We start from the raw sequence: 25,412 nt of genomic DNA on the forward strand, positions 1-25,412 counted from the left end.
GGGGGAGACATTCCATGCAATTGAAGAAGATGGTGCTGGCCTGCGCGGCCGTGGTGGGTATGACGACGGCCGCCTGGGCCGATGTGAACGTGGGCGTCACGCTGTCGGCCACGGGGCCTGCCGCGTCGCTGGGTATTCCTGAGAAGAACACCATCGGCCTGCTGCCCCAGTCCATCGGCGGGCAGAAGGTGAACTACATCGTGCTCGACGATGCGTCGGACACCACCGCCGCCGTGACCAACACGCGCAAGCTGATTGCCGAGCGCAACGTGGACGTGATCATCGGTTCGTCCACCACGCCGGCTTCGCTGGCCATGATCGACGCCATCTCTGAAGCCAAGACGCCCATGATCACGCTGGGCGCCTCGGCCGCGATCATCGAACCGCAAGACGCCAAGAAGCGCTGGGTCTTCAAGACGCCGCAGAACGACATCATGATGGCGCTGGCCATTGCCGAGCACATGGCCGCCACTGGCGTGAAGACGGCCGCGTACATCGGCTTTTCCGACGCGTACGGCGAAGGCTGGGGCAAGGAATTCGCCAAGGCGCTGGAGCTCAAGAAGATCAAGCTGGTGGCCAACGAGCGCTTTGCGCGCACCGATACGGCCGTTACCGGTCAGGTGCTGAAGATCATGGCGGCCAAGCCCGACGCGGTGCTGGTCGGCGGCTCTGGCACACCCGCTGCCTTGCCCCAAAAGACGCTGAAAGAGCGCGGCTATGCCGGCAAGTACTACCAGACCCACGGCGTGGCCAACGCCGACTTCCTGCGCGTGGGCGGCAAGGACGTGGAAGGCACGCTGCTGCCCGCCGGCCCCGTGCTGGTGGCCGATCAGCTGCCCGCCGACAACCCGGTGCGCAAAGCCGCTCAGGAATACATCAAGGCTTATGAAGGTGCGCATGGCAAAGGCAGCGTCAGCACCTTCGGCGCCCACGCCTGGGATGCCGGCCAGATCCTGAAGGTGGCGATTCCCACCGCTTTGAAGGCCGGCCAGCCGGGCACGCCGCAGTTCCGCGCGGCGCTGCGCGACGCGCTGGAGGGCACCAAGGACGTGGTGGGTGCGCACGGCATCTTCAACATGTCCGCCAACGACCACCTGGGCCTGGACCAGCGCGCGCGCGTGATGGTCACGATCCAGAACGGCCAGTGGAAGTACCTGGGCACCAAGTAAGCCCCGACTCGCGCCCCTGTCTGCGCCGCTGGCCCTTCGCCGCGGTGCAGGCGATCTGCGGGCGCGTTTGACAAATACACCGGCCGCTGGCCGGTGTTCGCTTTGGCCACCAAGCTCATCTTTCTGTAGCACCCAACCCACGGTGTAGCGCGCATGGATTTACAAATCGCCCTGATGTTGGTGCAGGACGGCATCGTCAACGGAGCCATCTACGCCTTGATGGCGCTGGCTTTGGTGCTGGTGTTTTCCGTCACCCGGATCATCTTCATTCCGCAGGGCGAGTTCGTCGCCTATGCCGCGCTGGCCATGGCCGCCTTGCAGACCGGCAAGTCGCCCGCTTTGCTTTGGCTGCTGATGGTGATGTGCGCCGTCTGCCTGGTGGTGGAAGGCGTGCGCCAGGCGCGTGGCGCCGAAGTCGACTGGAAAAGCACGCTGCTATGGGCGGTAGTGGTGCCCGCGCTGGCGGCGGTGATGCTGCTGGTGGTCAAGCCGCAAGCCATGCTGCTGCAGGTTGTTGCGGTGCTGCTGACCGTGACGCCCATGGGCCCGCTGCTGTACCGGCTGGCTTACCGCCCGCTGGCCGACGCCACGGTGCTGATCCTGCTGATCGTGTCGGTGGCGCTGCACCTGGCGCTGGTTGGCGTGGGCCTGTTCCTGTTCGGGGCGGAAGGCTCGCGCACGGCGCCGTTTTCGGAGGCGCGGTGGGACGTTGGCGGGCTGAGCATCTCTGGCCAGTCGATGGTCATCGTCGGCACCACTGCCGTGCTGGTGGTGGCGATGTACTTCTTTTTTGAGCGCACCATCATCGGCAAGGCGTTGCGCGCGACGGCCATCAACCGGGTGGGCGCGCGGCTGATGGGCATTCCCACGGCCTTGTCGGGCGACCTCAGCTTCGCGCTGGCGGCGTTGATCGGCGCCATCTCGGGCCTGCTGATCGCGCCGGTGACGACGATCTATTACGACACCGGCTTTCTGATCGGCTTGAAAGGCTTCGTCGCCGCGATCGTGGGCGGCCTGTCCAGCTATCCGCTGGCGCTGGCGGGCGCGCTGCTGGTGGGTCAGTTGGAATCGTTTGCCTCTTTCTGGGCCAGCGCCTTCAAGGAAGTGCTGGTGTTCACGCTGATCATTCCGGTGCTCTGGTGGCGCTCTCTAAACACGCACCACGTGGAGGACGAAGAATGAAAAAACAGTACCTCGTCCTCGGCTTCATCGCCGTGCTGGCGGCGGTGTGGCCGTTTCTGCCGCCGTTCACCGTCACGCTGCTGTCGTACATCGGGTTGTACGCCATGGTGGCGCTGGGCCTGGTCATGCTGACCGGCGTAGGCGGCATGACTTCGTTCGGGCAAGCGGCCTTCGTTGGCCTGGGCGCCTACGCCACGGCCTGGGTGTGCACGTCCCCCGCCGCCGCGCAGTGGCTGTCCTTCCTGCCTGCGGGCCTGTACCCGTGGGTGGGGCTGGTGCTGGGGCTGTTGGTCACGGCGCTGGTGGCCTGGGGTTTGGGCGCGGCCACGCTGCGCCTGTCGGGCCACTACCTGCCGCTGGGCACGATCGCCTGGGGCCTGAGCCTGTACTACATCTTCGGCAACCTGGATTGGCTGGGCGGCTTCACCGGGATGAGCAACATTCCGCCGCTGACCGTGTTCGGTCTGTCGCTGGCCTCGCCGCGGCTTCTGGGCGTGGTGATCTGGGCGGTGCTGCTGCTGGCCATCTGGGCGCTCAGCAACCTGCTGGATTCGCGCGAAGGCCGTGCCATCCGCGCGCTGAAAAGCGGCCGTTTGATGGCCGAATCCATGGGCGTCGATACCGCCCGCCAGCGCATCAAGGTGTTCGTGCTGGCCGCGCTGCTGGCTGCCGTGTCGGGCTGGCTGTACGCGCACATGCAGCGCTTCGTGAACCCCACGCCGTTCAACCTGAACATCGGCATCGAATACCTCTTCATGGCGGTGGTGGGCGGCTCGGGCTACCTGTGGGGCGCGGTCCTGGGCGCCACGCTGATCACGCTGCTGAAAGAGCAGCTGCAGGACTGGCTGCCGCGCCTGCTGGGCGCCAGCGGCAACTTCGAGATCGTGGTGTTCGGCCTGCTGATGCTGCTGGTGCTGCAGCGCGCATCCAATGGCCTGTGGCCGATCCTGGCTGGCTGGGTCAACCGCGTGCTGAAGATCGCGCCCGCGCAGCCCACCGTCTCGGCCCAAGGCGCGGCCACGCTGGACCAGCGCCAGCTGCCGCCGGCGGGGCAGGAAGTTCTGAAGGCCGAAAACGTCACCAAGCGCTTTGCCGGCCTGATTGCCAACAACGCCGTTCACATGGACGTACGCGCGGGCGAAGTGCATGCGCTGATCGGCCCCAACGGCGCCGGCAAGAGCACCTTCTTCAACATGATCTCGGGCGTGGACGACCCCACCGAAGGGCAGGTGGTGTTGATGGGCCAGCCGATGCAGGGCAAGCCGTCGCGCGCGTTTGCGGCGCTGGGCCTGGGCCGCACCTTCCAGCACGTGCGTCTGCTGGGCGACCGCAGCGTGCTCGACAACGTGGCCCTGGGCGCGCACCGGCGCGGCCACACGGGCTGGCTGGCTTCCATGCTGCGCGCCGACCGCGCGGAAGAAGCCGCCGTGCTGGGCGAGGCCATGCGCCAGATCGACCGCTGCGGCCTGGCCGCCGTGGCCCACACGCCCGCGGGATCGCTGCCGCTGGGGCAGCAGCGCATCGTTGAAATCGCCCGTGCGCTGGCTGGCCAACCTGCCGTGCTGCTGCTGGACGAGCCAGCGGCGGGCCTGCGCCACCTTGAAAAGCAGGGCCTGGCCCGGCTGTTGACGCAGCTGCGCGCCGAGGGCCTGGCGATTTTGGTGGTGGAACACGACATGGAATTCGTCATGAACCTGGCCGACCGCATCACCGTGCTGGAATTCGGCACCGTCATCGCCCACGGCACGCCCGCGCAGGTGCAGGCCGACCCGCGCGTGATCGCCGCCTACCTGGGGGGAGACCTGACATGAGCACGCCCTTGCTGCAACTGCCCGATTTCTCTGTCTATTACGGCACCGTTCAAGCCATCTTCGGCATCGAGCTGCGGGTGGGCGAAGGCGAAATCGTCACCGTGATCGGCCCTAACGGCGCGGGCAAGACCACGCTGCTGAACGCCGTCATGGGCCTGCTGCCTTCGCGCGGCGGCCTCACCCTGGGCGGCAAGGCCATCGCCCGCCCCACGGTGGAAACCATGGTGCGCGAAGGCGTGGCGCTGGTGCCCGAAAAGCGCGAGCTGTTCGGCGAGATGTCGGTGCAGGACAACCTGCTGCTGGGCGGCTTTGCACTGTGGCGGCGCGGCCAGCGCGACCAGGCCGCGCGCATGAAGGAAATCTTCGCCATCTTCCCGCGCCTGGATGAGCGCCGCGCGCAGATGGCGTCCACCCTGTCCGGCGGTGAGCGGCAGATGCTGGCGATCGGCCGCGCGCTGATGAGCCGCCCGCGCCTGTTGATGCTGGACGAGCCCTCACTGGGCCTGGCGCCGCTGATCGTGCGCGAAGTGCTCAACACCGTCTCTGCCCTGCGCAGCACCGGCGTATCGGTGCTGCTGGTCGAGCAGAACGCCCGCGCCGCCCTGAACGTGGCCGACCGCGGCTACGTGCTGGAGATGGGCGAAGTCGCGGTGCAAGGCCCCGCCAAGGAGCTGATGCACGACCAGCGCGTGATCGACACCTACCTGGGCGTCGGCGGCGCGCGGGCGGCGGCGTAGGCGCCGCATCGCCAATACTATTGTTTTGATAGCTTCTGGCGCAGGTGGCACCTGCGCCAGCGGCTGTTTTGTTCATCATTGGCAGCCGTCGCCCGCGGGTTGACTGCGCTGCCCAGCCCCTGGCGCGTCGCGCGCTTTTCCATCACCCATCGCACAGCACGAGGCCCTACGTGACCCCCCTTCAAAGCTACATCGCCGGCCGCTGGATTGGCCAGCAGCCCGCGCAGGCCCTGCGCAGCGCCATCGACGGCAGCGTGGTGGCCCATACGCACGCCGAGGCGATCGACTTCGCCGAAGCGCTGGCCTATGCGCGCAGCGTGGGCCTGCCCGCGCTCGCCAAGACCGACTTTCAGCAGCGCGCCGCCATGCTCAAGGCGCTGGCCAAATACCTGGGCGAGCGCAAGGAAGAGCTGTACGCCCTATCGTTCCACACTGGCGCCACGCGCGCCGACGGCTGGGTGGACATCGAAGGCGGCAGCGGCACGCTGTTCGCCTACGCCAGCATGGCCAAGGAATTGCCCCAGTCCGGCAACCTGTGGCCCGAAGGCCCGCAGATCCCGCTGGGCAAGACCGGCGCCTACGCTGGCACGCACGTGCTGGTGCCGCGCGGCGGCGTGGCCGTGCACATCAACGCCTTCAACTTCCCGGTGTGGGGCTTGCTGGAGAAGTTCGGCCCCACCTTCCTGGCGGGCATGCCCTGCATCGGCAAGCCCGCCAGCGCCACCAGCTTTTTGACCGAGAAGCTGGTGCGCCTGATCAACGATGCCGCCATCCTGCCCGAAGGCGCGCTGCAGCTGGTGATCGGCGGCACGGGCGATCTGCTCGATCGCGTGCAGGAGCAGGACGTGGTCACCTTCACCGGCTCGGCCGACACAGCGGCCAAGCTGCGCAGCACGCCCAACCTGGTGCGCCGCAGCATCCCCTTCAACGCCGAGGCCGACTCGCTCAACTGTGCCGTGCTGGCACCCGACGTGACGCCGGACGACGAGGAGTTCGACCTTTTCGTCAAGGAAGTGGCGCGCGAGATGACGCAAAAAGCCGGCCAGAAATGCACCGCCATCCGCCGCGCGCTGGTGCCGGCCGACCGCATCGACGCCGTGGCCGCCAGGCTGAAAGAGCGCCTGGCCAAGACCACCGTGGGCGACCCCCGGCTGGACAGCGTGCGCATGGGCGCGCTGGCCAGCCAGGCGCAGCAGGCCGACGTGGCCGAGCGCGTGACCACGCTGCGCCAGGGCGCCGAAGTGGTGTTTGGCGGCGGCGAAGGCTTTGCGCCCGTGGGCGACGGCATTGCCGAGGGCGCGTACTTCCAGCCCACGCTGCTGCTGGCCCAGGACGCGGCCCACCACGCCGCGCACGACGTGGAGGCCTTCGGCCCCGTCAGCACGCTGATGGCCTACCAAGGGCTGGACGAGGCGCTGGCGCTGGCCGCGCGCGGCAAGGGCAGCCTGGCCGGCACGCTGGTCACCAAGGACGCCGCCACCGCCGTGAAAGCCATCACCGCGATGGCCGCCACGCACGGGCGCCTGCAGGTGCTGGACCGCGCCGCCGCACCCGAATCCACCGGCCACGGATCGGCGCTGCCCTACCTCAAGCACGGCGGCCCCGGCCGCGCGGGCGGTGGCGAAGAGCTGGGCGGCCTGCGCGCCGTCAAGCACCTGATGCAGCGCGCGGCGGTGCAGGGCTCGCCCGCCATGCTGGCGGCGGTGACGGGCGAAGGTGCGGCCTGATCGCAAGGCGGGTTTGCTATTCAATAAGTAGCTGCTGGCGCTCGCGGGCAGGGCGCTACAGTCGTTTTTGGCTTGAATGGCCTGGCCCGCGGCGGGGCAACTGCCCGCCGATGCGGCGCCCGACGCCCGCCCATGCGGCGCACGCAGGCCCGGCCAACGCGCGGATACTCGCCGCATGACGCCCACGCAGCGCTACACCTTGCAGCAGCACGAAGGGCCGTACGCGGCCTGGCCGCTGACGTCTGCTTTGCGCCTGGATGGCCAAGACACGGGCCAGCGCGTGCCCGGCTTCGTGATCGACGCGCAGTACGACACGCCGCTGGGCGCGCTGCTGATCACCTCGTGGGATTGTCTTTTTGAAGAAGCCAACGACTTCCTGCTGCTGGGCAGCACACACCGCGTCGTGGCTCGCAAGCAGCTGGGCGCGCCGTACGCGTCTTACCTGCTGCACGCGCACTGGCCTGTGGATGCGCACACGTTGGTGCTGCACTACCAGAACCACCTGTTCTACACGCTGACGGCGCTGGCGCCAGCGGGCCTTTGGCGCCGCGCGCCCCGGCTGCGCCTGCGCCGCGTGTGGCGTTGGCGGCAGAACGCGCGCATGCGGGCGTCGTGGGAAAGCCTGCAGGCCAGCCTGGCGCTGGTAGGCGCGCAGGGCATCGCATCGCAGCGCTGAATGGTTGCCGGCGGGGCGCGGCGCGGCGCCTGTTCGGCTGCATGAGGGGTGTTGGTCAGCGATTCAGGCCGCCAGCGCCCGCGCCATGAGCGCAAGCAGCTATCAAAATTAAAGTGAATAGTGCGAGGGCTGGCGCCCATTTGTCATCGCCAGAAGGGCCGGGCCATCGCTGCACACTTGACCATCGTCATGTCCACACTGCGGGCATGGCGCTACAAAGCCGCATGGTCACATCCACCCCCACGCCACCGCCCGACCGCGCTGCGCCAGCCGCCAGTGCGCTGCCCTCATCCGTCACAACGCCCGAATCGCGCACCGTGCCGATCGCCATCCAGCCTGCGCCGCAGCGCCCCCAGCGGCCGCCGCCCACGCAAGGGCCTTGGCGCTTTGGCACGCTGCTGGCGTCGCCGCACCGGCTGGGCTTCTTCCTGGCGGCGGTGGTGCTGGTCATGGCCAGCCTGTGGTGGCTGGCGGTTCAGTGGGGACGCATCACCGGCGCGTTCGCCTTGGGCGGGGCCGTGACGCCTACGCTGACGCATGCGGCGGTGATGGTGTTCGGCTTCATGCCGCTGTATTTCTCGGGCTTTCTGTTCACCGCCGGGCCGAAGTGGCTGAACGTGCCGCCCTACGCGGCGCGCCAGTTGCGCGCGCCGGGGGTGTTGCAGGCCGTGGGCTGGGGCCTGTGGCTGCTGGGCGCGCACACGCTGGTTGGCGTGGCCCTGCTGGGCCTGGCACTGGCCTGGGTGGGGCTGCTCTGGATGTACGGCCTGTTCTGGCGGCTGATTCGCGCCAGCCGCGCGCCCGACCGCGTGCACGCCCTGGCCGTGGGGTGGGGCGGCTGCGTGGGCGTGCTGTGCCTGGCGGCGGTGGGCGCATGCCTGGCGTTGGGGCGCGTCGACCTGGCGCTGGTGGCGGTGCGCACGGGGTTGTGGGGCTTCATCGTCGTGACCTACGTGGCCGTGGCGCACAGGATGATTCCGTTCTTCACCTCCAGCGCACTGCCGATGATCGAGGTGTGGCGGCCGATGTGGGTGCTGTGGTTCATGCTGGCCGTGGCCGCGTTCGAGGTGCTGGCGGTGTGGGTCGATCAGGCGGCGCCCTCGGCCCGCGCGTGGCCGCAGTGGACGGTGTTCGTCATCGTGGTGGAAAGCGTTGCCGGCGCCGTGCTGCTGTGGCTGGCGGTGGTCTGGGGGCTGGCGCAAAGCCTGAAGATCCGCCTGCTGGCCATGCTGCACGTGGGCTTTGTCTGGTTTGGCGTGGCCCTGCTGTACAGCGCCGCGTCGCAGGCGATCTGGCTGCTGACCGGGCAGGCCGTGCTGGGCCTGGGCGCGCTGCACGCGCTCAGCATGGGCTTCTTGGGGTCGCTGATGCTGGCTATGGTCACGCGCGTGTCGTGCGGGCACAGCGGGCGCGCGCTGGTGGCCGACGACCTGGTGTGGGGCCTGTTCTGGGCGCTGCAGGTGGCGGTGGGGCTGCGGCTGATCGCCGCGGTGCAAGGCGCGCCGGCGGCGTTGACGCCCCTGGCCGCGCTGGCCTGGGCCGCCGTCGTCACGGCGTGGGCGCTGCGCTACGGCAATTGGTACGGCCGGCCCCGCGCCGACGGCAAGCCCGGCTGAGGTGCGGTCAGCCATGCGGTGCGCGCGCCGCGGTTCACGCTTCACTTAGCGCTGGCTGAGCGCACGGGCGCGCCGCGTTGCAGGCGCTGGCGCCGTGGTTGAATGCGGTGCTGCGGGGCGTACCCAGGCGACGGCACAGCGCGGTCAGCGCCATGCAAGCGCTCCGAATACTATTAAATAGATAGCTGCCAGCGCTGGTGCAGCCTGCGCCAGCGGCACATAACGTTTGTTTTTTGGAGCCGCCATGCACGACAGTGCCCTCGTCCTATTTTCGGGCGGACAGGATTCCACCACCTGCCTGGCCGACGCGCTCAGCCGCTATCGCCGCGTGGAAACCGTGGGCTTTGACTACGGCCAGCGCCACCATGTGGAAATGCGCCAGCGCCTGATGGTGCGGCGCGTGCTGCAGGCGCGCTTTCCCGAGTGGCGCGCGCGCCTGGGCGAAGACCACGTGATCGACCTGAACGTGCTGGGCCAGATCAGCGAAACCGCGCTGACGCGCGACAGCGCCATCGCGCTGGCCGGTTCGGGCCTGCCCAACACCTTCGTGCCCGGTCGCAACCTGGTGTTTCTGGCCTTTGCGGGCGCGCTGGCGTACCGGCGCGGGCTGCAGGTCATCGTGGCGGGCGTGTGCGAAACCGACTATTCCGGCTACCCGGATTGCCGCGACGACACGATGAAAGCCATGCAGCTGGCGTTGTCGCTGGGCATGGACCGGCGCCTGGTGATCGAAACCCCGCTGATGTGGATCGACAAGGCTGCCACCTGGGCCATGGCGCACGCGCTGGGCCAGGCGGCAGACCCGCACGGCGGCGGCGACGCGCTGGTCGACATCCTGCTGGAGCACACGCACACCTGCTACCACGCCGAGCGCGATCAGCGGCACGAATGGGGCTACGGCTGCGGGCAATGCCCCGCTTGCGCGCTGCGCGCGGCCGGCTGGAAAGGCTGGCGGCAGGCGCTGGGGGGCGCCAGCGCCGCGCCCGCCGCGCGCGCCTGAGGCGCCGAGGATTCAGCCGCCGCGCCGCGCCAGGCCTGGCATCACCGCGGCCCCGGGCTGCCAGGGTCTGGCGGCCTTGTCCGACAGACCCCGCGCGGTATTGTGAAAAAATGAAACGGCGATGCCAAGCGCCTTGTCTAGTCTTGTTGAAGCCTGGTTGCCTTGACCTGCCGTACGGCAGCCAGGCCGCCACGGCCGCGCAGACAGCCGCTTCGGCCTGATGAATCCAACCCTTTGATATTCCGATGTTTGCCCTCGCCACCCCGCTCAGCCCACGCCATGCGCGCGTCACCCGTTCAACACCGCCGGTCGGCCACGCTTGCCGCGGCATCGCCCGCTGGGCCGCTGGCGCCACGCTGGTGCTGGCGGGCGCCGCGGCGCAAGCCCAAGGGGTGGACTGGACGCTGATCGGCGGCGCTTCCGAAACCGCCCGCGTGCGGCAGGTGGGCGTGGTGGCCGGCTGGACGCGGCCCGCGCCCCTGTGGCAGGGCGATGCGTGGCGGCTGCGCCTGCGGCACGAAGGCGTGCTGGCGGCCTGGCACGTGCCCCAGGCGCGCGACGTGGTGGAGGTGGGCTATTCGCCCGTGCTGCGGCTGGAGCGGCCTTTGCAAGGCAGCGCGAACGTGTTCTTTGTAGAAGGCTCCATCGGCGTGCGCCTGCTGTCGCACACGCGGATGGCCGACGATCACAACATGAGCACCGCCTTCCAGTTTGCCGACATGCTGGGCGCAGGCATGCAGTTTGGCCAAGACGGGCGATCGACGTTGGGCGTGCGGCTGCAGCATCTGTCGAACCTGGGCATCAAAAAGCCCAACCCCGGCATCAACTTCGTGCAGGTTTACTACGCCTACCGTTTCTGACGGGGCCGCTTGAGGGCAGGGCAACGGCCGCGCCATTCGCGCACCCGTTGCCGCTGCCCCTTCAGGGCTGTGGCGCCAGCGCTTCGGATTCAACGCGGTAGCGCGCCGCGCCCGATACGGCGCCGGTAGGGTCATCTTCAGGCACCAGCCGCCACACGCGCTGGTGAAAGCCCGTTACCGTGGGGCGGTGCGCGACCGACACCAGCGCGCCGCCGGCCTGCTCCGTCATCGCTTGCAGGCGCTGGTACAGCAGCTGTTCGGCCGCCACGTCCAGTGCGCTGGTCGCCTCGTCTGCCAGCACCCACGCTGGCTGCTTGAGCAGCACCCGCGCGATGGCCAGGCGTTGCAGTTCGCCACCACTCAACTTCTGCGTCCAGTTGTCGCGGTCGTCCAGGCGGCTGGCCAACTCGGGCAGCAGGGCCTGCTGCAGCGCGTGGCGCAGCGCGGCGTCGCTGTAGTCGCCAGCGGGCGCGGGGTAGGCCAGCGCATCGCGCAGGCTGCCATCCGGGAAGTACGGCCGCTGCGGAATCACCGCCGTGCTGGCCGGCAGCGCCACGCGGCCCGTGGCCCAGGGCCAGATGCCCGTCAGGCCGCGCAGCAGCGTGGATTTGCCGCTGCCCGATGGACCCTGGACCAGCGTGTGCTGGCCTGCGGCGGCGTGCAGCTGCGCGTGCTGCACCAGCGGCGTGCCGTCGGGCAGCTGCAGGCTCAGGTCGTCGGCCTGGATTGCTGCAATATTCGTAGCTGCTGGCGCTGGCTGCACCTGCGCTGGCGGCACATTTGACTTTGAAAGTGCCGCCTCGAAGCTGGTCAGCCGTTCGGTGCTGGCGCGCCAGCTGGCCAGGCTGTCGTAGCGGTCTACAAACCAAGACAGCGCGCCCTGCACGCGGTCGAAGGCCGACGAGATCTGCATCAGCTCGCCCAACTGGATGGCGCCGCTGAAAAAGCGCGGCGCCGCGAGCAGCATCGGAAAGACCACGGCGGCCTGCCCGAACACGTTGGTAAAACCCACCAGCTGCTTTTGCTTTCGGATCAGCTTCAGGTAGTTGGCCAGCACGGCGGAAAAGCGCAGGTCCAGGCTGCGGTACTCGGCCTGCTCGCCCTTGTCCAGCGCAATGGCTTCGCTGTATTCGCGCACCCGCATCAGGTGGTGGCGGTAGTCGGCCTCGCGCCGCTGCTGCTCAAAATTCAGCCCGATCAGCGGCCGCCCGATGTAGTGCGTCAGCACGCTGCCCACCACGCAGTACAGCACCGCCATCCATACCATGAAGCCCGGAATGGTGAACTGGTGCCCGCCCAGTGCAAAGCTGAAGCCGCCCGAAAGTGACCACAGGATGCCGACAAAGCTGACCAGCGTGACCACCGCGTTCAGAAAGCCCATCGACAGGTCGATGGTCTGCGTGGTGAACAGGTTCACGTCCTCCTGCAGGCGCTGGTCGGGGTTGTCGGGCACGCGCTGGCCCGGTGCGGGCAGGCCGTTGGGGCTGATGGCGGCATCGCCGGGTGCTGACGGCGCGGCGTAGCGGCCCAGCTCCATACGGTAGAAGGCGTGCCCCTGCAGCCAGCGGCCCATCAGGTGGCGCGTCATCCAGGCGCGCCAGCGCAGCTGCAGCAGCTGGGTCAGGTAAAAGCGGTAGATGGCGATGGCGACGAAGATCATCGCCAGGTAGGTAAAGCGCCCCAGCTGCGCCCAGAACACCGCGGCGTCCTTGTTCTGCAGCGCGTCGTAGAAAACGCGGTTCCACTCGTTGAGCAGCACCAGCATGTAGACCGAGCCCAGGTTGAGCAGCACGATCGCCAGCAGCAAGCCGCGCGCCTTCCACCTTTCGTCCGACCGGAAGTAGGGCAGCGACAGGTGCGCTACCTGCCTCATGAAGCGCTGAAATTGGGCCAATCTGGCGGCAAGACGCATGGCACGGCTCGGCATCGAGGTGGGTGGAGGGATAGGGCGGCCGCGCGCTGCGGTGGGAGCGGCGGCTGGCTAGGCGGCGCAGGGTCAGCGCCTCAGCGCAGCCGCATCCACGCAGCAGGCGAGCGCCCCCCTTGTACTATATAAAACATAGCTGCTTGCGCAGCGGAAACGGGCACTGGAGCCTGGTTGAGCCATTGAGATGGGGCGCCACGCGGCGGGCGACGGGTTGGCTTCTTGCCAGGCTGATGAGGTGGGGCACGGCGCGTTCGGGCAGCGACGGCGGCGCTGGCAGCGCGGCAGGGCGCGCAGCGGCGTCAGCGGGTGGTGGTTGGGGCGGCTGGCGCCTTGGCCGCGCTGGTCTGGCCTTCGGCGGCGACGCGTTCACGGGCGCGGCGCGCTTCGCGTTCGGCGCGGCGGCGGTCGGCCACCTTGCGGATTTCGTCCTGCGTCAGGTAGCCGTCGCCGTTCAGGTCGGCGCGCTTGAACTCGTCGGCCAGCGAGGGGCGAAGCCGGATGCCTACTTGCGCTTCTTTCCAGGAGATGCGCCCGTCGCCATCGGCGTCCAGCATGCTGAACCATTTCAGCGCCTGCTCTTCGTTCTTGCTGGGCTGTTTGGCAGCGGATTTGGATGGCGCGTTGGATGCGGTCTTGGGCGCGGTCTTAGGCGCAGCTTTGGGCGCCGGGGGCGACGCCGTGCTGCCGGTTGTGGCGTCTTGCGCCCAGGCGGCGCCGCACGCCAGGCTGGCGCCAAGGTAGGCGGCGCCGATCAAGGCCAATGGATGTTTCATGCTACTTGGAGCGTCGGCGGCGTTCAGAGGTTTCCGCCCCCGCTGCGGAATTTGTAACGCCGCCGGCGACATGGCCCGCCGGCACGTGCTCGGCCGCCTGCTCGATGTGGCCGGTCTGGTCGTCGAAGAAGAAATCCGGCTCGAATTCGCGCAGGAATTCGCCTTTGGGCAGCCCGCCGAGGAACATCGCCTCGTCCACGCCAATGCCCCAGTGCATCAGCGTGCGGATGGCGCGCTCGTGCGCGGGCGCGCTGCGCGCGGTGACCAGCGCCGTGCGCAGCCGCATGGCCTGGCTGCCCGCACCCTGCAGGCGGTGCAGCGCGGTCAGCAGCGGCTTGAAGGGGCCGTCGGGCAAGGGCAGCTCGGCCTTGCGCTTTTCATGCGCCTGGAAGGCGGCCAGGCCGCGCTTTTGAAAGACCTGCTCGGCTTCGTCGGCAAACAGCACCGCATCACCGTCGAACGCAATGCGCACTTCGTGTGGGTGGTTCTCGCCCGCGCGGGCCGAGCCGGTGGCCACGCGCGCCGCCGGAAAACCCATGGCCAGTGCCTGGCGCACGTCGGCTTCGTTCGCCGAAAGGAACAGGTGCGCTCCCAGCGGCTTCAGGTAGCGGAACGGGTCGCGCCCCTGGGTGAACACGCCGCGCTCCACCCGCATGCCAGCGGCGGCCACGCTGCGAAACACGCGCATGCCGCTGACCGGGTCGTTGCGCGAAAGCACCACGACTTCCACCCGCTGATGGCCGGGTTCGTTGAAGGCCAGCAGCTTCTTGACCAGCGAAAACGCCACGCCCGGCGGCGCGGGGATGTCGATGCGGCGCAACTGTGTCTCGACATAGGCATCGGCGTCACCGGTTTCAAACAGGCGGTTTTCTTCCTCGAAATCGAACAGGGCGCGCGAGGATATCGCCACCACGAGCTGGTCTTGAAGGGTGGCGGCCATGGCGATGTGTGGGGTTGCGGGTGTGGGGCTTACTTGACCCACTGGTTCATCTGGATGATGGGCAGCATCACGGCCAGCACGATCATCATCACGATCACGCCCATGGCGAGGATCAGCACCGGCTCCAGCACCGTGGCCAACTGCATCGCGCGCCGCTGCACCTCGGCAGAAAGCTGGTTGGCCGCGCGCTGCAGCATCAGCGGCAGCTGGCCGGTTTGCTCGCCCAGGCGCGCAAACATGGCCAGCAGGCCGGGAAAGCGCTTTTTCTGCGACAGCGCCGAAGCCAGCGGCGCGCCTTCGCGCACCATCACCAGCGCATCTTCGGCGTCGGCCCGCATGGCCTGGTTGTTCAGGGTTTCAGACGCGGCCTGCAGGCTGCGCAAGATCGGCACGCCCGCGCCCACCAGCATGGCCAGCGTGCTGGCAAAGCGCGCGGCGTTGTAGCCGCGCGCCAGGCGCCCGACCAGCGGCAGCTCGAGCCAGGCGGCGTCAAAGCGCAGTCGCGCCGCGGGGTTGCGCAGCGCCAGCCGAAAACCGATGAAGCCAACCACCAGCACGCCCAGCGCGTACCAGCCGTAGTCGCGCACCCAGGCCGAAATGGTCAGCATGGCGGAGGTCAGCCAGGGCAGCGAGTGCTTGGTGCCGGTGAACACCGTGGCCACCTGCGGCACCACGTAGGTCACCAGGAAGATGACGATGACGATGGCCGCGCCGGTGACGATGGCCGGGTACAGCGCCGCGCCGATCAGCTTGGAGCGCAGCGCCTGCCGCTCTTCCAGATCGTCGGCCAGGCGTTCCAGCACCGTGCCCAAATCGCCGCCCTGTTCGCCCGCGGCAATGACGGCGGTGTACACCGGCGAAAACGCGGCGGGGTGCAAGGCCATGGCTTTGGCCAGAGACGAGCCGGCGTTCACCTCGGCCCGCAGCGACGCGATCAGGTTGCGCTGGCGTACGTCGTCCGATTCGTCGGCCAGCGCCGACAGCGAACGCTCCAGCGGCAGGCCAGAGCCGACCAGGCCCGCCAGCTGGCGCGTCCAGATCGCCAGCTGGGTGCTGTTGAAGGCGCGGGCGCCCCAGCGGCCAGCGCGCTGCGTACCGTCGGCGGCCAGCTCGCCGCCGGACACCGGATCCACCTGCAGCGGCACCAGCGACTGCCCGCGCAGCAGCGCGCGCGCGGCCTTGGCGGTGTCGGCCTCGACCACGCCTTTGCGGGTCTTGCCGTCAACTTGCAGCGCTTCAAAGGTGTAGGCGGGCACGGGTAACCAAGAGTGGGGTGGTGGGGCAGCCGCCAATGGTAGCGAACTGCTGGCCTGCCGGGCGCGGAGGCGCCCGTCAGCTGTGCGGTGGTCGCCGCACGCGGGTGGCGTGGGCTGCTTCGACGATGTGGTGGCAGCGCAGGGCTCGGCGCACAAGCGGCTGCGAACGCGCCAGGCTAGCAGCGAAGATACTCAAATTTGATAGCACCCGGCGCTGGTGGGACCGGCGCTAGAGGGCGATTTCACTTGAAAGCCGCTCGTGGGCACTGCGACGAGCGGCGGCGCGCCATCAAAGCTCGTTGACCAGCAGCGCGAGTTCGCGCGTCTTCTCTTGCCACAGCGCCCAGTCGATTTCGGACTTTTGGCGCGTCAGGGTCACCAGCAGCATGCCGGTGCCGCAGGGCAGCAGCGTCAGCCGGCCATGCGAATGCATCATGACCGAGGCACGCAGGTCGCCCAGGTCCTTGAACTGATCCGACAGCCGGGTGTACAGGCGCCAGTAGTCGCTGGCGGCTTCGGCGAAGGTTTGCACGCCTTCGATGTGGCCGGCGTGGTGCCAGACCATGCCCGCTTCGATCTCGACCAGCGCGCAGCCCTCCAGGCCGGGCATCGCCGCCATGGCCTCGACGGCATCCTGCAGGCGCTTCTCTTTCATGCTTCGGCCAGTGTCTTGGCGAACTGGGCGGTGCGGTAGGCCACCTGACCCAGGATCGCGCTGCCGTCGGCGATGACGTTGATGACCAGATCCGCGTCGGGGCGGTGCACGCTGAACACTACGGCAAAGCCGGATTCGGTGTCGATGGTCACGCTTTTGTTGCGGCCCAGGCTGGCTTCTTGCGACACGACCGAGCTGATCGCCGAGATCGAGCTGGCCATGGCGGCCACGCGCGCGGGGTCGCCATGGCGCATGGCGGAGGCGACGTCAAAGCCGTCGAGCGTGGCGATGACGACGGCGGTCACGCCATCGACTTCGCTCAGCATGTTTTCGGCTTCGCGGCTGGCGATGACCTTGGCCGAAGGCGCCAGGTTGATCTTCACGGACATGGGTTTATTCTCCAAACATGCCGGCTTCGAGCTGTGCCAGCAGGGTATCGATGAGCAGGATGACGTCGTCGCGCTTGCGCACATCGACCTCCAGAACCGGCAGCACGCGGTTGTGGCGCGCCAGTTCGTTGATGTAGTCGTCCAGCGTGGGCGTGGGGTGTTCGGCCAGGCGGCCAATGCCGATGGCGCACGGCATGATGTCCAGATCGTCCGCGAAGCCTTCCAGGTACACGCGCAGATCGCCCAGCGGGTCGGGGCGCGAGTTGTCGGTCAGGATGATCATGCCCAGGGCGTTCTTGGACAGGATCTTCCAGAGGAAGTCAAAGCGCGACTGGCCGGGCGTGCCGAACAGGCGGATGCGGTCGCCGTTGTCCAGTGTGAACTGGCCAAAGTCCAGGCCCACCGTGGTGCGTTCCTTGGTGTGCGAGAGGTCGTTGTTCTCAACGTCGGTGACGATGGGGGGTGTCTCGCTCACCGCGCCAATGGCGGTGGTCTTGCCCGCGCCCATGGTGCCGGTGAACAGAATCTTGTACTCGTTCATGGTGTTGTCGAAATCTGTTTACAGGCCAAGGCGGCGGCGGATGCCGGAAATCAGGCTGCGCGCGAACGTCGGCTTGGCCACGGTGGCGGCCGCGGGGCGGGAGGCGGTATCGGTGCTGGCAGGCGCGGCCACCACGGGCGCTTCCTGCTGCATCTCGACCAGGCCGGTGGTCTGCAGGGTTTGCAGGAAAGCCTGGCAGTCGCCGACGGACTGGCCGCTGATGGAAGACAGCTCGGCCGCGTTCAAGGCACGGCGCGAAAGCACGGTGGCCATGCGGATGCGGTTCGGGTCGCTGCGCAGCAAGGCCGCCGGGGGCCAGCGGCGCAGCTTGAAACGCACGGGGCTGACGCTGATGGCGGGCGCCTCGGCCTCAGCTGCGGGGGGCGGCTCACTGGCGGGCGTACTGGTCTGAGCGACGGGGCGCGTGTCCTGAAAGCCATAGGACACCGAGTTCAACCAATCCTGCAACTTGTCCGCCCGGATGGGGCGCTGCAGCGTATCGGGCCCGGCCTCGCCGTTCATGCGGGTCAGGCGCAGGATGGACCTGGCCATCCGGGCCACTTCGGGCGAATCGGCGTCGCTGGAGGCGCCATCGACCAGCAGCGCGTCGTACGGAGGGGCTGTGACAAAGGTCCAGTTGAAGTCGCCGCCGTGCGAGTAGAGTCGAAACAGCGTCTGTATCAGCACGACTTCGGCAGCAGGAAGCTTGTAAGCACCGAGTCTCAAGTTAGACATAGATCGAAGGGCATCTGAGCAAACGCAGCAAAGGCCCCACTGCTGACCTAGACTGTCGGAAAAACACAAGCCACGGGGTGGCGTCCTGAAGACTTCGGCGGCCATCGGCCACCGTGTCACACGCAGAGTATATTTTTAACATTCCCGCCCCGCGATCCCTCTGCCCAAGAAATGCGCAGAAATGCGCACAAGCCGCGCCGTATCAGGCTTTTCGTTGGTGTGGAGTGCGCTGACGCCGTGCACCGGCCAGGTTGACATCGCGCTTTGAACCCGGCGCGCGCCCATTCTTTTCGTCTCATGTTCGTTCATCTCAGACTGCATACCGAATATTCCGTGGTGGACGGCATCGTCCGGGTCGATGACGCCGTCGCCCGGGCGGCCGCCGACCAGCAGCCGGCCCTGGCCATCAGCGACCTCGGCAACCTGTTCGGCGCGATCAAGTTCTACAAGGCGGCGCGCGGCCAAGGCGTGAAGCCCATCGTGGGGGCGGAAGTCTTCCTGGAGTCGCCCGATGGCGAGGGCGAGCCGCCGTCGCGCGTGCTGCTGCTGGTGCAGAACCACCAGGGTTACCTGAACCTGTCCGAGCTGCTGGCGCGCGCCTGGACCCAAGGCGTGGTCAAGAACGTGGCCACCGTGCGCTGGGCCTGGCTGAAGGAGCTGTCTGGCGGGCTGATCCTGCTGTCGGGCGCGCAAGCCGGCCCCATCGGCCAGGCCCTGCTGCAAGGCAACCAGGAACTGGCCGCAGACCTGGCCCTGCGCCTGGCCGAAGTATTTCCGCACCGGCTGTACATTGAGCTGCAGCGCGCAGGGCGCCCGGAGGACGAGGCGCACGTGGCCGAAGCGGTGGCGCTGGCGGCGCGGCTCAAGCTGCCGGTGGTTGCCACGCACCCGATCCAGTTCATGGATGCCAGTGATTACGAGGCGCACGAGGCGCGCGTGTGCATTGCCGAGGGCGAGATCCTGGGCAACCCACGCCGCGTGCGGCGCTTCACCGAAGACCAGTACTTCAAGACCGGCGCCGAGATGGCGACCCTGTTCGCCGATCTGCCTTCGGCCCTTGCCAACAGCGTCGAGATCGCGCGCCGCTGCAACCTGACGCTGGTGCTGGACAAGCCGCAGTTGCCGAATTTTCCGGTGCCCGAGGGGCACACCATCGACAGCTACTTCCGAGAGGCGTCTTTCGAGGGGCTGGAGGAGCGCCTGGCGCAGATCTACCCCGATGCGGCGCAGCGCGATGCACAGCGCCCACTGTACGTGGAGCGCCTGGAGTTCGAGATCGCCACCATCCTCAAGATGGGCTTTCCAGGCTACTTCCTCATCGTGGGTGACTTCATCAACTGGGCCAAGCAGAACGGTTGCCCCGTGGGGCCGGGCCGGGGCTCGGGCGCGGGCTCGCTGGTGGCCTATGCGCTGAAGATCACCGACCTGGATCCGCTGCAGTACAAGCTGCTGTTCGAGCGCTTCCTGAACCCTGAGCGCGTGTCGATGCCCGACTTCGACATCGACTTCTGCCAGTCCAACCGCGACCGCGTGATCGACTACGTCAAAGGCAAGTACGGCAAGGAGGCGGTCAGCCAGATCGCCACCTTCGGCACGATGGCTGCACGCGCGGCGATCCGCGACGTGGGCCGCACGCTGGACATGAGCTACATGTTCTGCGACGGCATCAGCAAGCTGATCCCCAACAAGCCGGGCCAGCACATCACCATCGACGGCGCGATGAAGGTGGAGCCCATCCTGGCCGAGCGCTACGCCAAGGAGGATGAAGTCAAGACGCTGATCGAGCTGGCCAAGAAGCTCGAAGGCATGACGCGCAATATCGGCATGCACGCGGGTGGCGTGCTGATTGCGCCCGGCAAGCTGACGGACTTCTGCCCGCTGTACCAGCAGCCCGGCAGCGAATCGGCCGTCAGCCAGTACGACAAGGACGACGTCGAGGCCGTGGGCCTGGTCAAGTTCGACTTTCTGGGCCTGGCCACGCTCACCATTCTGGAGATCGCGCGCGAATTCATCGTGCAGCGCCATCCGGGGCAGAAGGATTTCCAGTTCGAGAATATTCCGCTCAAGGACGCGGCCACCTACAAGCTGTTCCAGGAGGGGCGCACCGAGGCGGTGTTCCAGTTTGAAAGCCGCGGCATGCAAGGCATGCTGCGCGACGCCAAACCGACCCGGCTGGAAGACCTGATCGCCCTGAACGCGCTGTACCGCCCGGGGCCCATGGACCTGATTCCCAGCTTCGTGGCCCGCAAGCACGGCCGCGAGGAAGTGGAATACCCGCACCCGCTGGTGGCCGACATGCTCAGCGAGACCTACGGGATCATGGTCTACCAAGAGCAGGTGATGCAGACCGCGCAGATCCTGGGTGGCTACAGCCTGGGTGGCGCCGATCTGCTGCGCCGCGCCATGGGCAAGAAAAAGCCCGAGGAGATGGCCAAGCACCGCATCATCTTCCGTGAAGGTGCGGCCAAGAACGGCATCAGCGAAGCCAAGGCCGATGAAGTCTTTGACTTGATGGAGAAGTTCGCGGGCTACGGCTTCAACAAGTCGCACGCGGCCGCCTATTCGCTGCTGGCGTACCACACGGCCTGGCTGAAGGTGCACTACACGGCGGAGTTCTACTGCGCCAACATGACCGTGGAAATGGACAACACCGACAAGCTGAAGGTGTTGTACGAAGACGCGCTGCGTGCGGGCGTGCAGTTCGAGCCGCCCGACATCAACCGTGGCCGCTACCGTTTCGAGCCCGTCACCGACACGCTGATCCGTTATGGCTTGGGCGCCATCAAGGGCACCGGCCAGCAGGCGATCGAAGCCATCGTGGCCGCGCGCGAAGGCCGTGGCACCGGACCGGCTGGGGACGAGACTGGCCCGTTCACCTCGCTGTTCGACTTTTGCCGCCGCGTGGACCGCAGCCGCGTGAACAAGCGCACGCTGGAGGCGCTGGTGCGCGCTGGCGCGTTCGACGCCCTGCACATGGACCGCGCCACGCTGGCCGCCGCCATCGACCTGGCGTTTGAGTTTGCCGCCAACAACGAGGCCAACGCCAACCAGGGCGGCCTGTTCGACATGATGGCCGACGGCCACGGCTCCATCTCGCAAGAGCCGCCGCTGCCCACCGTGAAGCCCTGGGGCGTGAAGGAGCGCCTGAGCTTTGAGAAGACCGCTGTGGGCTTTTACCTGTCCGGGCACCTGTTCGACGAGGTAGAGCGCGAGGTGCGCCAGTTCGTGCGGCGCAGCCTGGACGAACTGTCTGAAAGCCGCGAGCCGCAGCTGCTGGCGGGCATCGTGGGCGACTTTCGCGTTATCAACGGCCAACGCGGCAAGCTGGGCTTGTTCAAGCTGGACGACAAATCCGGCGCGCTGGACGCGCGCGTGGATGAGGCGCTGATCCAGCAGCACAAGAACCTGCTGAAGGACGACGAATTCATCGTCGTGCTGGCCAAGGTGATGCAGGACAGGTTCAGTGGCGGCCTGCAATTGCAGATCACCCAGGTCTGGGATTTGCCCTCGGCGCGCTGCCGCTTTGGCAAGTTCCTGCGCGTGGCGGTGAACGGCAAGAGCCCCGACGTGCGCCGTCTGCTCAACGAGTACCCGCCACAGGTCGAGCGCACCGAGCACGGCGACCTTCTGCGCGGCCTGCCCGTGCGCCTGCTGATGGAGCGGCACACGCCCGCGGGTGGCGCGATGGCCCAGTTGCAACTGGGCGACCAGGCCAGCTTCTACCCCAGCGACGCGGCCCTGGCCAGCTGGATGGCCCAGGCCGATGAAGGCCGCGCGGCCATCGTGTACGAGTGATCGCCGCGCGCAGCCCTGCTGCCCCAGACCCGCAGCCCGCACTGGCGGCGGCGTAGTGCTGGGGGTGCCGTGGGGTGCCCCACTGCGCCGCCACCCACGGCCAAGCAAAGGCGTCAGCACGGCGCCGCTATATTGTCGGCGCGCGCCGAGGCTGCAGCCCCCACTGAGCTGGCCCGGTTTGGCGCACCCAACGACCCCCAGAGGAGAACGTACGTGAGCACCCCCACCAAGTACCTGCTGCAGGAAAGCCAGATGCCGAAGTTCTGGTACAACATTCAGGCGGACCTGCCCAAGCCCATGCCGGCGGTGTTGCACCCCGGCACGATGCAGCCGATCAGCCCGGACGATCTGGCGCCGCTGTTCCCGATGAGCATCATCGAGCAGGAAGTCAGCACCGAGCGGGAGATCGAGATTCCCGAGGCGGTGCGAGAGGTGTTTCGCCTGTGGCGCCCGTCGCCCCTGTTTCGCGCGCACCGCCTCGAACAGGCGCTGGGCACCCCCGCCAAGATCTTCTACAAGTATGAGGGCGTCAGCCCCGCAGGCAGCCACAAGCCCAACTCGGCCATTCCGCAGGCCTTCTACAACGCCCAGGCGGGCGTTCGGCGCCTGACGACCGAGACCGGCGCCGGGCAGTGGGGCAGCTCGCTGGCGATGGCCGGGCAGATCTTCGGGCTGGATGTCACCGTCTACCAGGTGCGCGTCAGCTACGACCAGAAGCCTTACCGCCGTGCCTTGATGGAAACCTACGGCGCGCGCTGCGTCGCGTCGCCCAGCGCCGAAACCGAGTACGGCCGCCGCGTGCTGGCCGAGCACCCTGACCACCCCGGCAGCCTGGGCATTGCCATCAGCGAGGCGGTGGAAATCGCCGCGCAGCGCGAGGACACCAAGTACGCTCTGGGCTCGGTGCTGAACCACGTGTTGCTGCACCAGACCATCATCGGCCTGGAAGCGATGGAGCAGATGCAGATGGCCGACGCGTGGCCCGACGTGGTGCTGGCCTGCACCGGCGGCGGCAGCAACTTTGCCGGCCTGGCCTTCCCGTTCATCGGGCACGGGCTGCGGGGCGGCACGGCGCCGCGCATCGTGGCGGTGGAGCCTTCGGCTTGCCCCAGCCTTACACGCGGCAAATACGCCTACGACTTTGGCGACACGGCGCACCTCACGCCGCTGACCAAGATGCACACGCTGGGCAGCACCTTCACCCCGCCGGGCTTTCATGCCGGTGGCCTGCGCTACCACGGCATGGCGCCGCTGGTCAGCCACGTGCGCGAACTGGGCCTGATGGAGGCCGTGGCCTACAACCAGGTGGATTGCTTTGCTGCCGGCGTGGCGTTTGCGCGCGCCGAAGGCATCGTGCCCGCGCCCGAGGCCAACCACGCCGTCAAAGGCGCGATCGAGGAAGCGCTGCGCTGCAAGCGCGAAGGCAAGGCCGAAACCATCCTGTTCAACCTGAGCGGGCACGGCCACTTCGACATGACGGCCTACCAGCGCTACTTTGCTGGCGACCTGAAGGACGAAAGCTACGACGAGCGCGAACTGGCGCAGGCGCTGTCTGGCCTGCCTTCCGTGCCCGCCTGACGCCGGGGCGGATCGCGTGAACCCGCCAAGCCCCAAGGTACGGACGCCGCCCGCCAAACCGGCGCGCGCGTCCGTGCGCCCCACGTCGCGCTGGGCCGCGGCCTGGGCGGCGCTGGCCAGGGTGTGGCGCCGCATGCCGCGGTCCTGGCTGGCCGCGTTGACGGTGGCGCCGCTGGGGCTGGTCAGCATGGGTGCGCTGGGCGGCTTGCTGTACTTCGCAGTGGCGCCGTTGGTGTGGCCGGTGTTCGGCAACCTGAACGAGTGGCGCGGCGACGGTGTGTGGCCCGCCACCGTGGCCGTGGGCATGTTGTGGTCGCTGGGCTTTGTGCTGGCCGGCTGGCTGAACCAGCGCGGGCTGGCCAGAGGCTGGTCGCCGCGCCGCCGCCGACTGGCTTACGCGGCGGTGCTGTGGCTGGGGGCGGCGCTGCTGTGGGTGTTGGTGGCGGCCACTTCAGACATACGCTTCAGTTAGCCGCTGTACGCGCCTTGCGCTGGCTCCGTTGGGGCGGATACTTCAATTTTGATAGCTGCTGACGCCGGCTGCACCTGCGCTAGAGGCCTAAAACACTTCAAGCAACCGCACCGCACGCCATCGGCAACGGGCAAGCCAAGTCAGGCCGCAGCGGCGGCCACCGGCTGGCGCGCGGCCAGGTGCCGGTCGTACTGCAGCGCCAGCAGGTTCAGCACCGCCAGCACCACGCCGGCGATGCAGGCGCCCGTCCAGCCGCCGTGGCTCCAGGCGAGGGCGCCCACGGCAGAGCCGGTGGATGCGCCGATGAAGTAGCCCGTCATGTAGCAGGCATTAATGCGCGCGCGCCTGCGGCGCCAGCCGGTACACGACGTTCTGGTTGCTGATGTGCACGCCCTGCAGCGCCAGATCGACCAGCAGCATGCCGACGATGAACAGCCACAGCGATTGCACGCCCAGCCACAGCGGCAGCCAGCCCAGCACCAGGATGGCCGCCGCCGCGGTGACCTGCTGCTCCTTGCCCTGGTCGGCCAGGCGCCCGGCCACGTTGGCCATCAGCGCGCCGGCCACGCCAGCCAGCCCGATCAGGCCAATGGCCGTGTCCGACAAGCCGTGGGGCGGGGCCGCCAGCATCAGCGCCATGGTCGAGAAAAGCACGCTGACCGACGCAAAAGACAGCCCGCCCAATAGCGTGCGGCTGCGCAGGCGCGGCGTGGTGCGCAGCAGGCCAACCATGCTGCGCAGGATGGCGCCATAGCCCAGCTGCGGCCCGGTGTTGCGCGACACCGGCAGGGCCCGCGCCAGCAGTGCCGCCACCGCCACCATGGCCACGCCGCCCACCCAGTACACGGTCTGCCAACCGCCCAGGCCCGACAGCACGCCCGCCACGGTGCGCGACAGCAGAATGCCGGTGAGCAGGCCGCTCATCACCAGGCCCACGGCCCGGCCGCTGCGCTCTGGCGCCACCAGCGCCGACGCCATGGGTACCAGCACCTGCGCCGCAACCGAGAACAAGCCCGTCATCAGCGTGCCCAAAATCAGTACGTAAAACGCCGCGGGCAGCCAGTGCGCCACGGCCGACAGCAGCAGGCCCACCGCGGCCAGCAGCATCAAGGTGAGCACCAGGCGGCGGCGCTCCAGCATGTCGCCCAGCGGCACCAGAAACAGCAGGCCCAGCGCATAGGACACCTGCGCGCAGGTCACCAACACGCCGGCCGCGCCTTCGCCTACGCCCAGGGCGCGGGCAATCGAGCTCAGCAGGGGCTGGTTGAAATAGTTGGCCCCCGCGCACAGCCCGCACGCAACGGACATCAGCAGCAAGGTGCCTTGGCTCAGCTGGGCGCGTGGCGCAGATGGCGCGGCGGCAGAGGGCGGTGAGGCGGGCCCGCTGGCGGGGGAGGTAGCGGAGGGCGCGGCGGGGGAAGGGGTGGGAGTCGGCACAGTCATCTTCTTATCAGCCCAACACGCACGCCTGTGTGCGTGCGTGCCGGCCGGTGCCGAGTATCGCGGCAACGGCCAAGGCGCGCAGGGCAGCGCAGGCGATGCCCGCAGGCGGGCCGTGGCCAAGGCCGCTGCG

General features: G+C 68.1%; 19 protein-coding genes and 2 pseudogenes. 12 read left to right on the forward strand and 9 right to left on the reverse strand.

All coding sequences use genetic code 11. The features are described 5' to 3' along the window. Positions 1–14: 14 nt before the first annotated feature. The 9 genes and pseudogenes from C6570_RS07575 to C6570_RS07615 all read left to right on the forward strand — a co-directional run bounded on the left by C6570_RS07575 (position 15) and on the right by C6570_RS07615 (position 10,778). Positions 15–1,169 (forward strand): ABC transporter substrate-binding protein, encoded by a 1,155-nt coding sequence (locus C6570_RS07575; RefSeq protein WP_106702671.1) that lies wholly within the window; start codon positions 15–17, stop codon positions 1,167–1,169. 153 nt (positions 1,170–1,322) lie between these two features. Then, positions 1,323–2,351 (forward strand): branched-chain amino acid ABC transporter permease, encoded by a 1,029-nt coding sequence (locus tag C6570_RS07580; protein WP_106702672.1) that lies wholly within the window; start codon positions 1,323–1,325, stop codon positions 2,349–2,351. Further along, on the forward strand, positions 2,348–4,162 hold the full coding sequence (locus C6570_RS07585) for a branched-chain amino acid ABC transporter ATP-binding protein/permease (protein WP_106702673.1): 1,815 nt from the start codon (positions 2,348–2,350) through the stop codon (positions 4,160–4,162). The genes C6570_RS07580 and C6570_RS07585 overlap by 4 nt, the downstream gene beginning before the upstream one ends. Then, a complete protein-coding gene (locus C6570_RS07590; RefSeq protein WP_106702674.1) occupies positions 4,159–4,899 on the forward strand; it encodes an ABC transporter ATP-binding protein in 741 nt (246 codons plus the stop codon). Before C6570_RS07585 ends, C6570_RS07590 begins: the two co-directional genes overlap by 4 nt. 170 nt (positions 4,900–5,069) lie before the next feature. Then, positions 5,070–6,614 (forward strand): annotated as a pseudogene (paaZ, locus tag C6570_RS07595) (phenylacetic acid degradation bifunctional protein PaaZ); the annotation flags it as partial. Between the two features lie 187 nt (positions 6,615–6,801). After that, positions 6,802–7,302, forward strand: a complete 501-nt coding sequence (locus C6570_RS07600) for a hypothetical protein (RefSeq protein WP_123812235.1) — start codon at positions 6,802–6,804, stop codon at positions 7,300–7,302. A gap of 224 nt (positions 7,303–7,526) precedes the next feature. Then, positions 7,527–8,918 (forward strand): NnrS family protein, encoded by a 1,392-nt coding sequence (locus C6570_RS07605; protein ID WP_106704574.1) that lies wholly within the window; start codon positions 7,527–7,529, stop codon positions 8,916–8,918. A 244-nt stretch (positions 8,919–9,162) separates the two neighbouring features. Further along, positions 9,163–9,918 carry a 7-cyano-7-deazaguanine synthase QueC gene (gene queC, locus C6570_RS07610; protein ID WP_106702677.1) on the forward strand — a complete coding sequence of 252 codons (756 nt, stop codon included), beginning with the start codon at positions 9,163–9,165 and terminating at the stop codon, positions 9,916–9,918. Positions 9,919–10,163: 245 nt separating this feature from the next. Then, positions 10,164–10,778 (forward strand): acyloxyacyl hydrolase, encoded by a 615-nt coding sequence (locus C6570_RS07615; protein WP_106702678.1) that lies wholly within the window; start codon positions 10,164–10,166, stop codon positions 10,776–10,778. A gap of 61 nt (positions 10,779–10,839) precedes the next feature. Here C6570_RS07615 and C6570_RS07620 read toward each other — a convergent pair whose 3' ends face one another. The 8 genes from C6570_RS07620 to C6570_RS07655 form a co-directional block, all read right to left on the reverse strand. Further along, complete coding sequence (locus C6570_RS07620) at positions 10,840–12,651, reverse strand: ABC transporter ATP-binding protein/permease (protein WP_245896348.1); 1,812 nt, start codon at positions 12,649–12,651, stop codon at positions 10,840–10,842. A 353-nt stretch (positions 12,652–13,004) separates the two neighbouring features. Then, a complete protein-coding gene (locus C6570_RS07625; RefSeq protein WP_164675507.1) occupies positions 13,005–13,478 on the reverse strand; it encodes an EF-hand domain-containing protein in 474 nt (157 codons plus the stop codon). A 1-nt stretch (position 13,479) separates the two neighbouring features. After that, positions 13,480–14,418 (reverse strand): 5'-nucleotidase, encoded by a 939-nt coding sequence (locus C6570_RS07630; protein ID WP_106702681.1) that lies wholly within the window; start codon positions 14,416–14,418, stop codon positions 13,480–13,482. Positions 14,419–14,447: 29 nt separating this feature from the next. Then, a complete protein-coding gene (gspF, locus tag C6570_RS07635; RefSeq protein ID WP_106702682.1) occupies positions 14,448–15,674 on the reverse strand; it encodes a type II secretion system inner membrane protein GspF in 1,227 nt (408 codons plus the stop codon). Between the two features lie 289 nt (positions 15,675–15,963). Next, complete coding sequence (locus C6570_RS07640) at positions 15,964–16,329, reverse strand: hypothetical protein (protein ID WP_106702683.1); 366 nt, start codon at positions 16,327–16,329, stop codon at positions 15,964–15,966. Further along, complete coding sequence (locus C6570_RS07645) at positions 16,326–16,718, reverse strand: roadblock/LC7 domain-containing protein (RefSeq protein WP_106702684.1); 393 nt, start codon at positions 16,716–16,718, stop codon at positions 16,326–16,328. The genes C6570_RS07640 and C6570_RS07645 overlap by 4 nt, the downstream gene beginning before the upstream one ends. Before the next feature lie 4 nt (positions 16,719–16,722). Continuing rightward, positions 16,723–17,259 (reverse strand): GTP-binding protein, encoded by a 537-nt coding sequence (locus C6570_RS07650; RefSeq protein WP_106702685.1) that lies wholly within the window; start codon positions 17,257–17,259, stop codon positions 16,723–16,725. A gap of 18 nt (positions 17,260–17,277) precedes the next feature. Then, positions 17,278–17,994 (reverse strand): hypothetical protein, encoded by a 717-nt coding sequence (locus C6570_RS07655; RefSeq protein WP_106702686.1) that lies wholly within the window; start codon positions 17,992–17,994, stop codon positions 17,278–17,280. A gap of 297 nt (positions 17,995–18,291) precedes the next feature. On the opposite strand from C6570_RS07655, the gene dnaE reads away from it, so the two are divergent. The 3 genes from dnaE (at position 18,292) to C6570_RS07670 (ending at position 23,839) form a co-directional block, all read left to right on the forward strand. Further along, positions 18,292–21,789 carry a DNA polymerase III subunit alpha gene (gene dnaE, locus C6570_RS07660; protein ID WP_106702687.1) on the forward strand — a complete coding sequence of 1,166 codons (3,498 nt, stop codon included), beginning with the start codon at positions 18,292–18,294 and terminating at the stop codon, positions 21,787–21,789. 213 nt (positions 21,790–22,002) lie between these two features. Beyond that, the gene (locus tag C6570_RS07665; protein WP_106702688.1) at positions 22,003–23,367 is read left to right on the forward strand and encodes a TrpB-like pyridoxal phosphate-dependent enzyme; all 1,365 of its coding nucleotides are present in this window, start codon (positions 22,003–22,005) and stop codon (positions 23,365–23,367) included. Between the two features lie 16 nt (positions 23,368–23,383). After that, positions 23,384–23,839, forward strand: coding sequence for a hypothetical protein (locus tag C6570_RS07670; RefSeq protein ID WP_106702689.1), 456 nt, complete (start codon positions 23,384–23,386; stop codon positions 23,837–23,839). A gap of 140 nt (positions 23,840–23,979) precedes the next feature. On the opposite strand, the pseudogene C6570_RS07675 reads toward C6570_RS07670, so the two are convergent. Continuing rightward, a pseudogene (locus tag C6570_RS07675) lies at positions 23,980–25,282 on the reverse strand (MFS transporter). Positions 25,283–25,412: the final 130 nt, after the last annotated feature.

Source organism: Ottowia oryzae, assembly GCF_003008535.1.
In the GTDB taxonomy this organism is placed as follows: Bacteria; Pseudomonadota; Gammaproteobacteria; order Burkholderiales; family Burkholderiaceae_C; genus Ottowia; species Ottowia oryzae.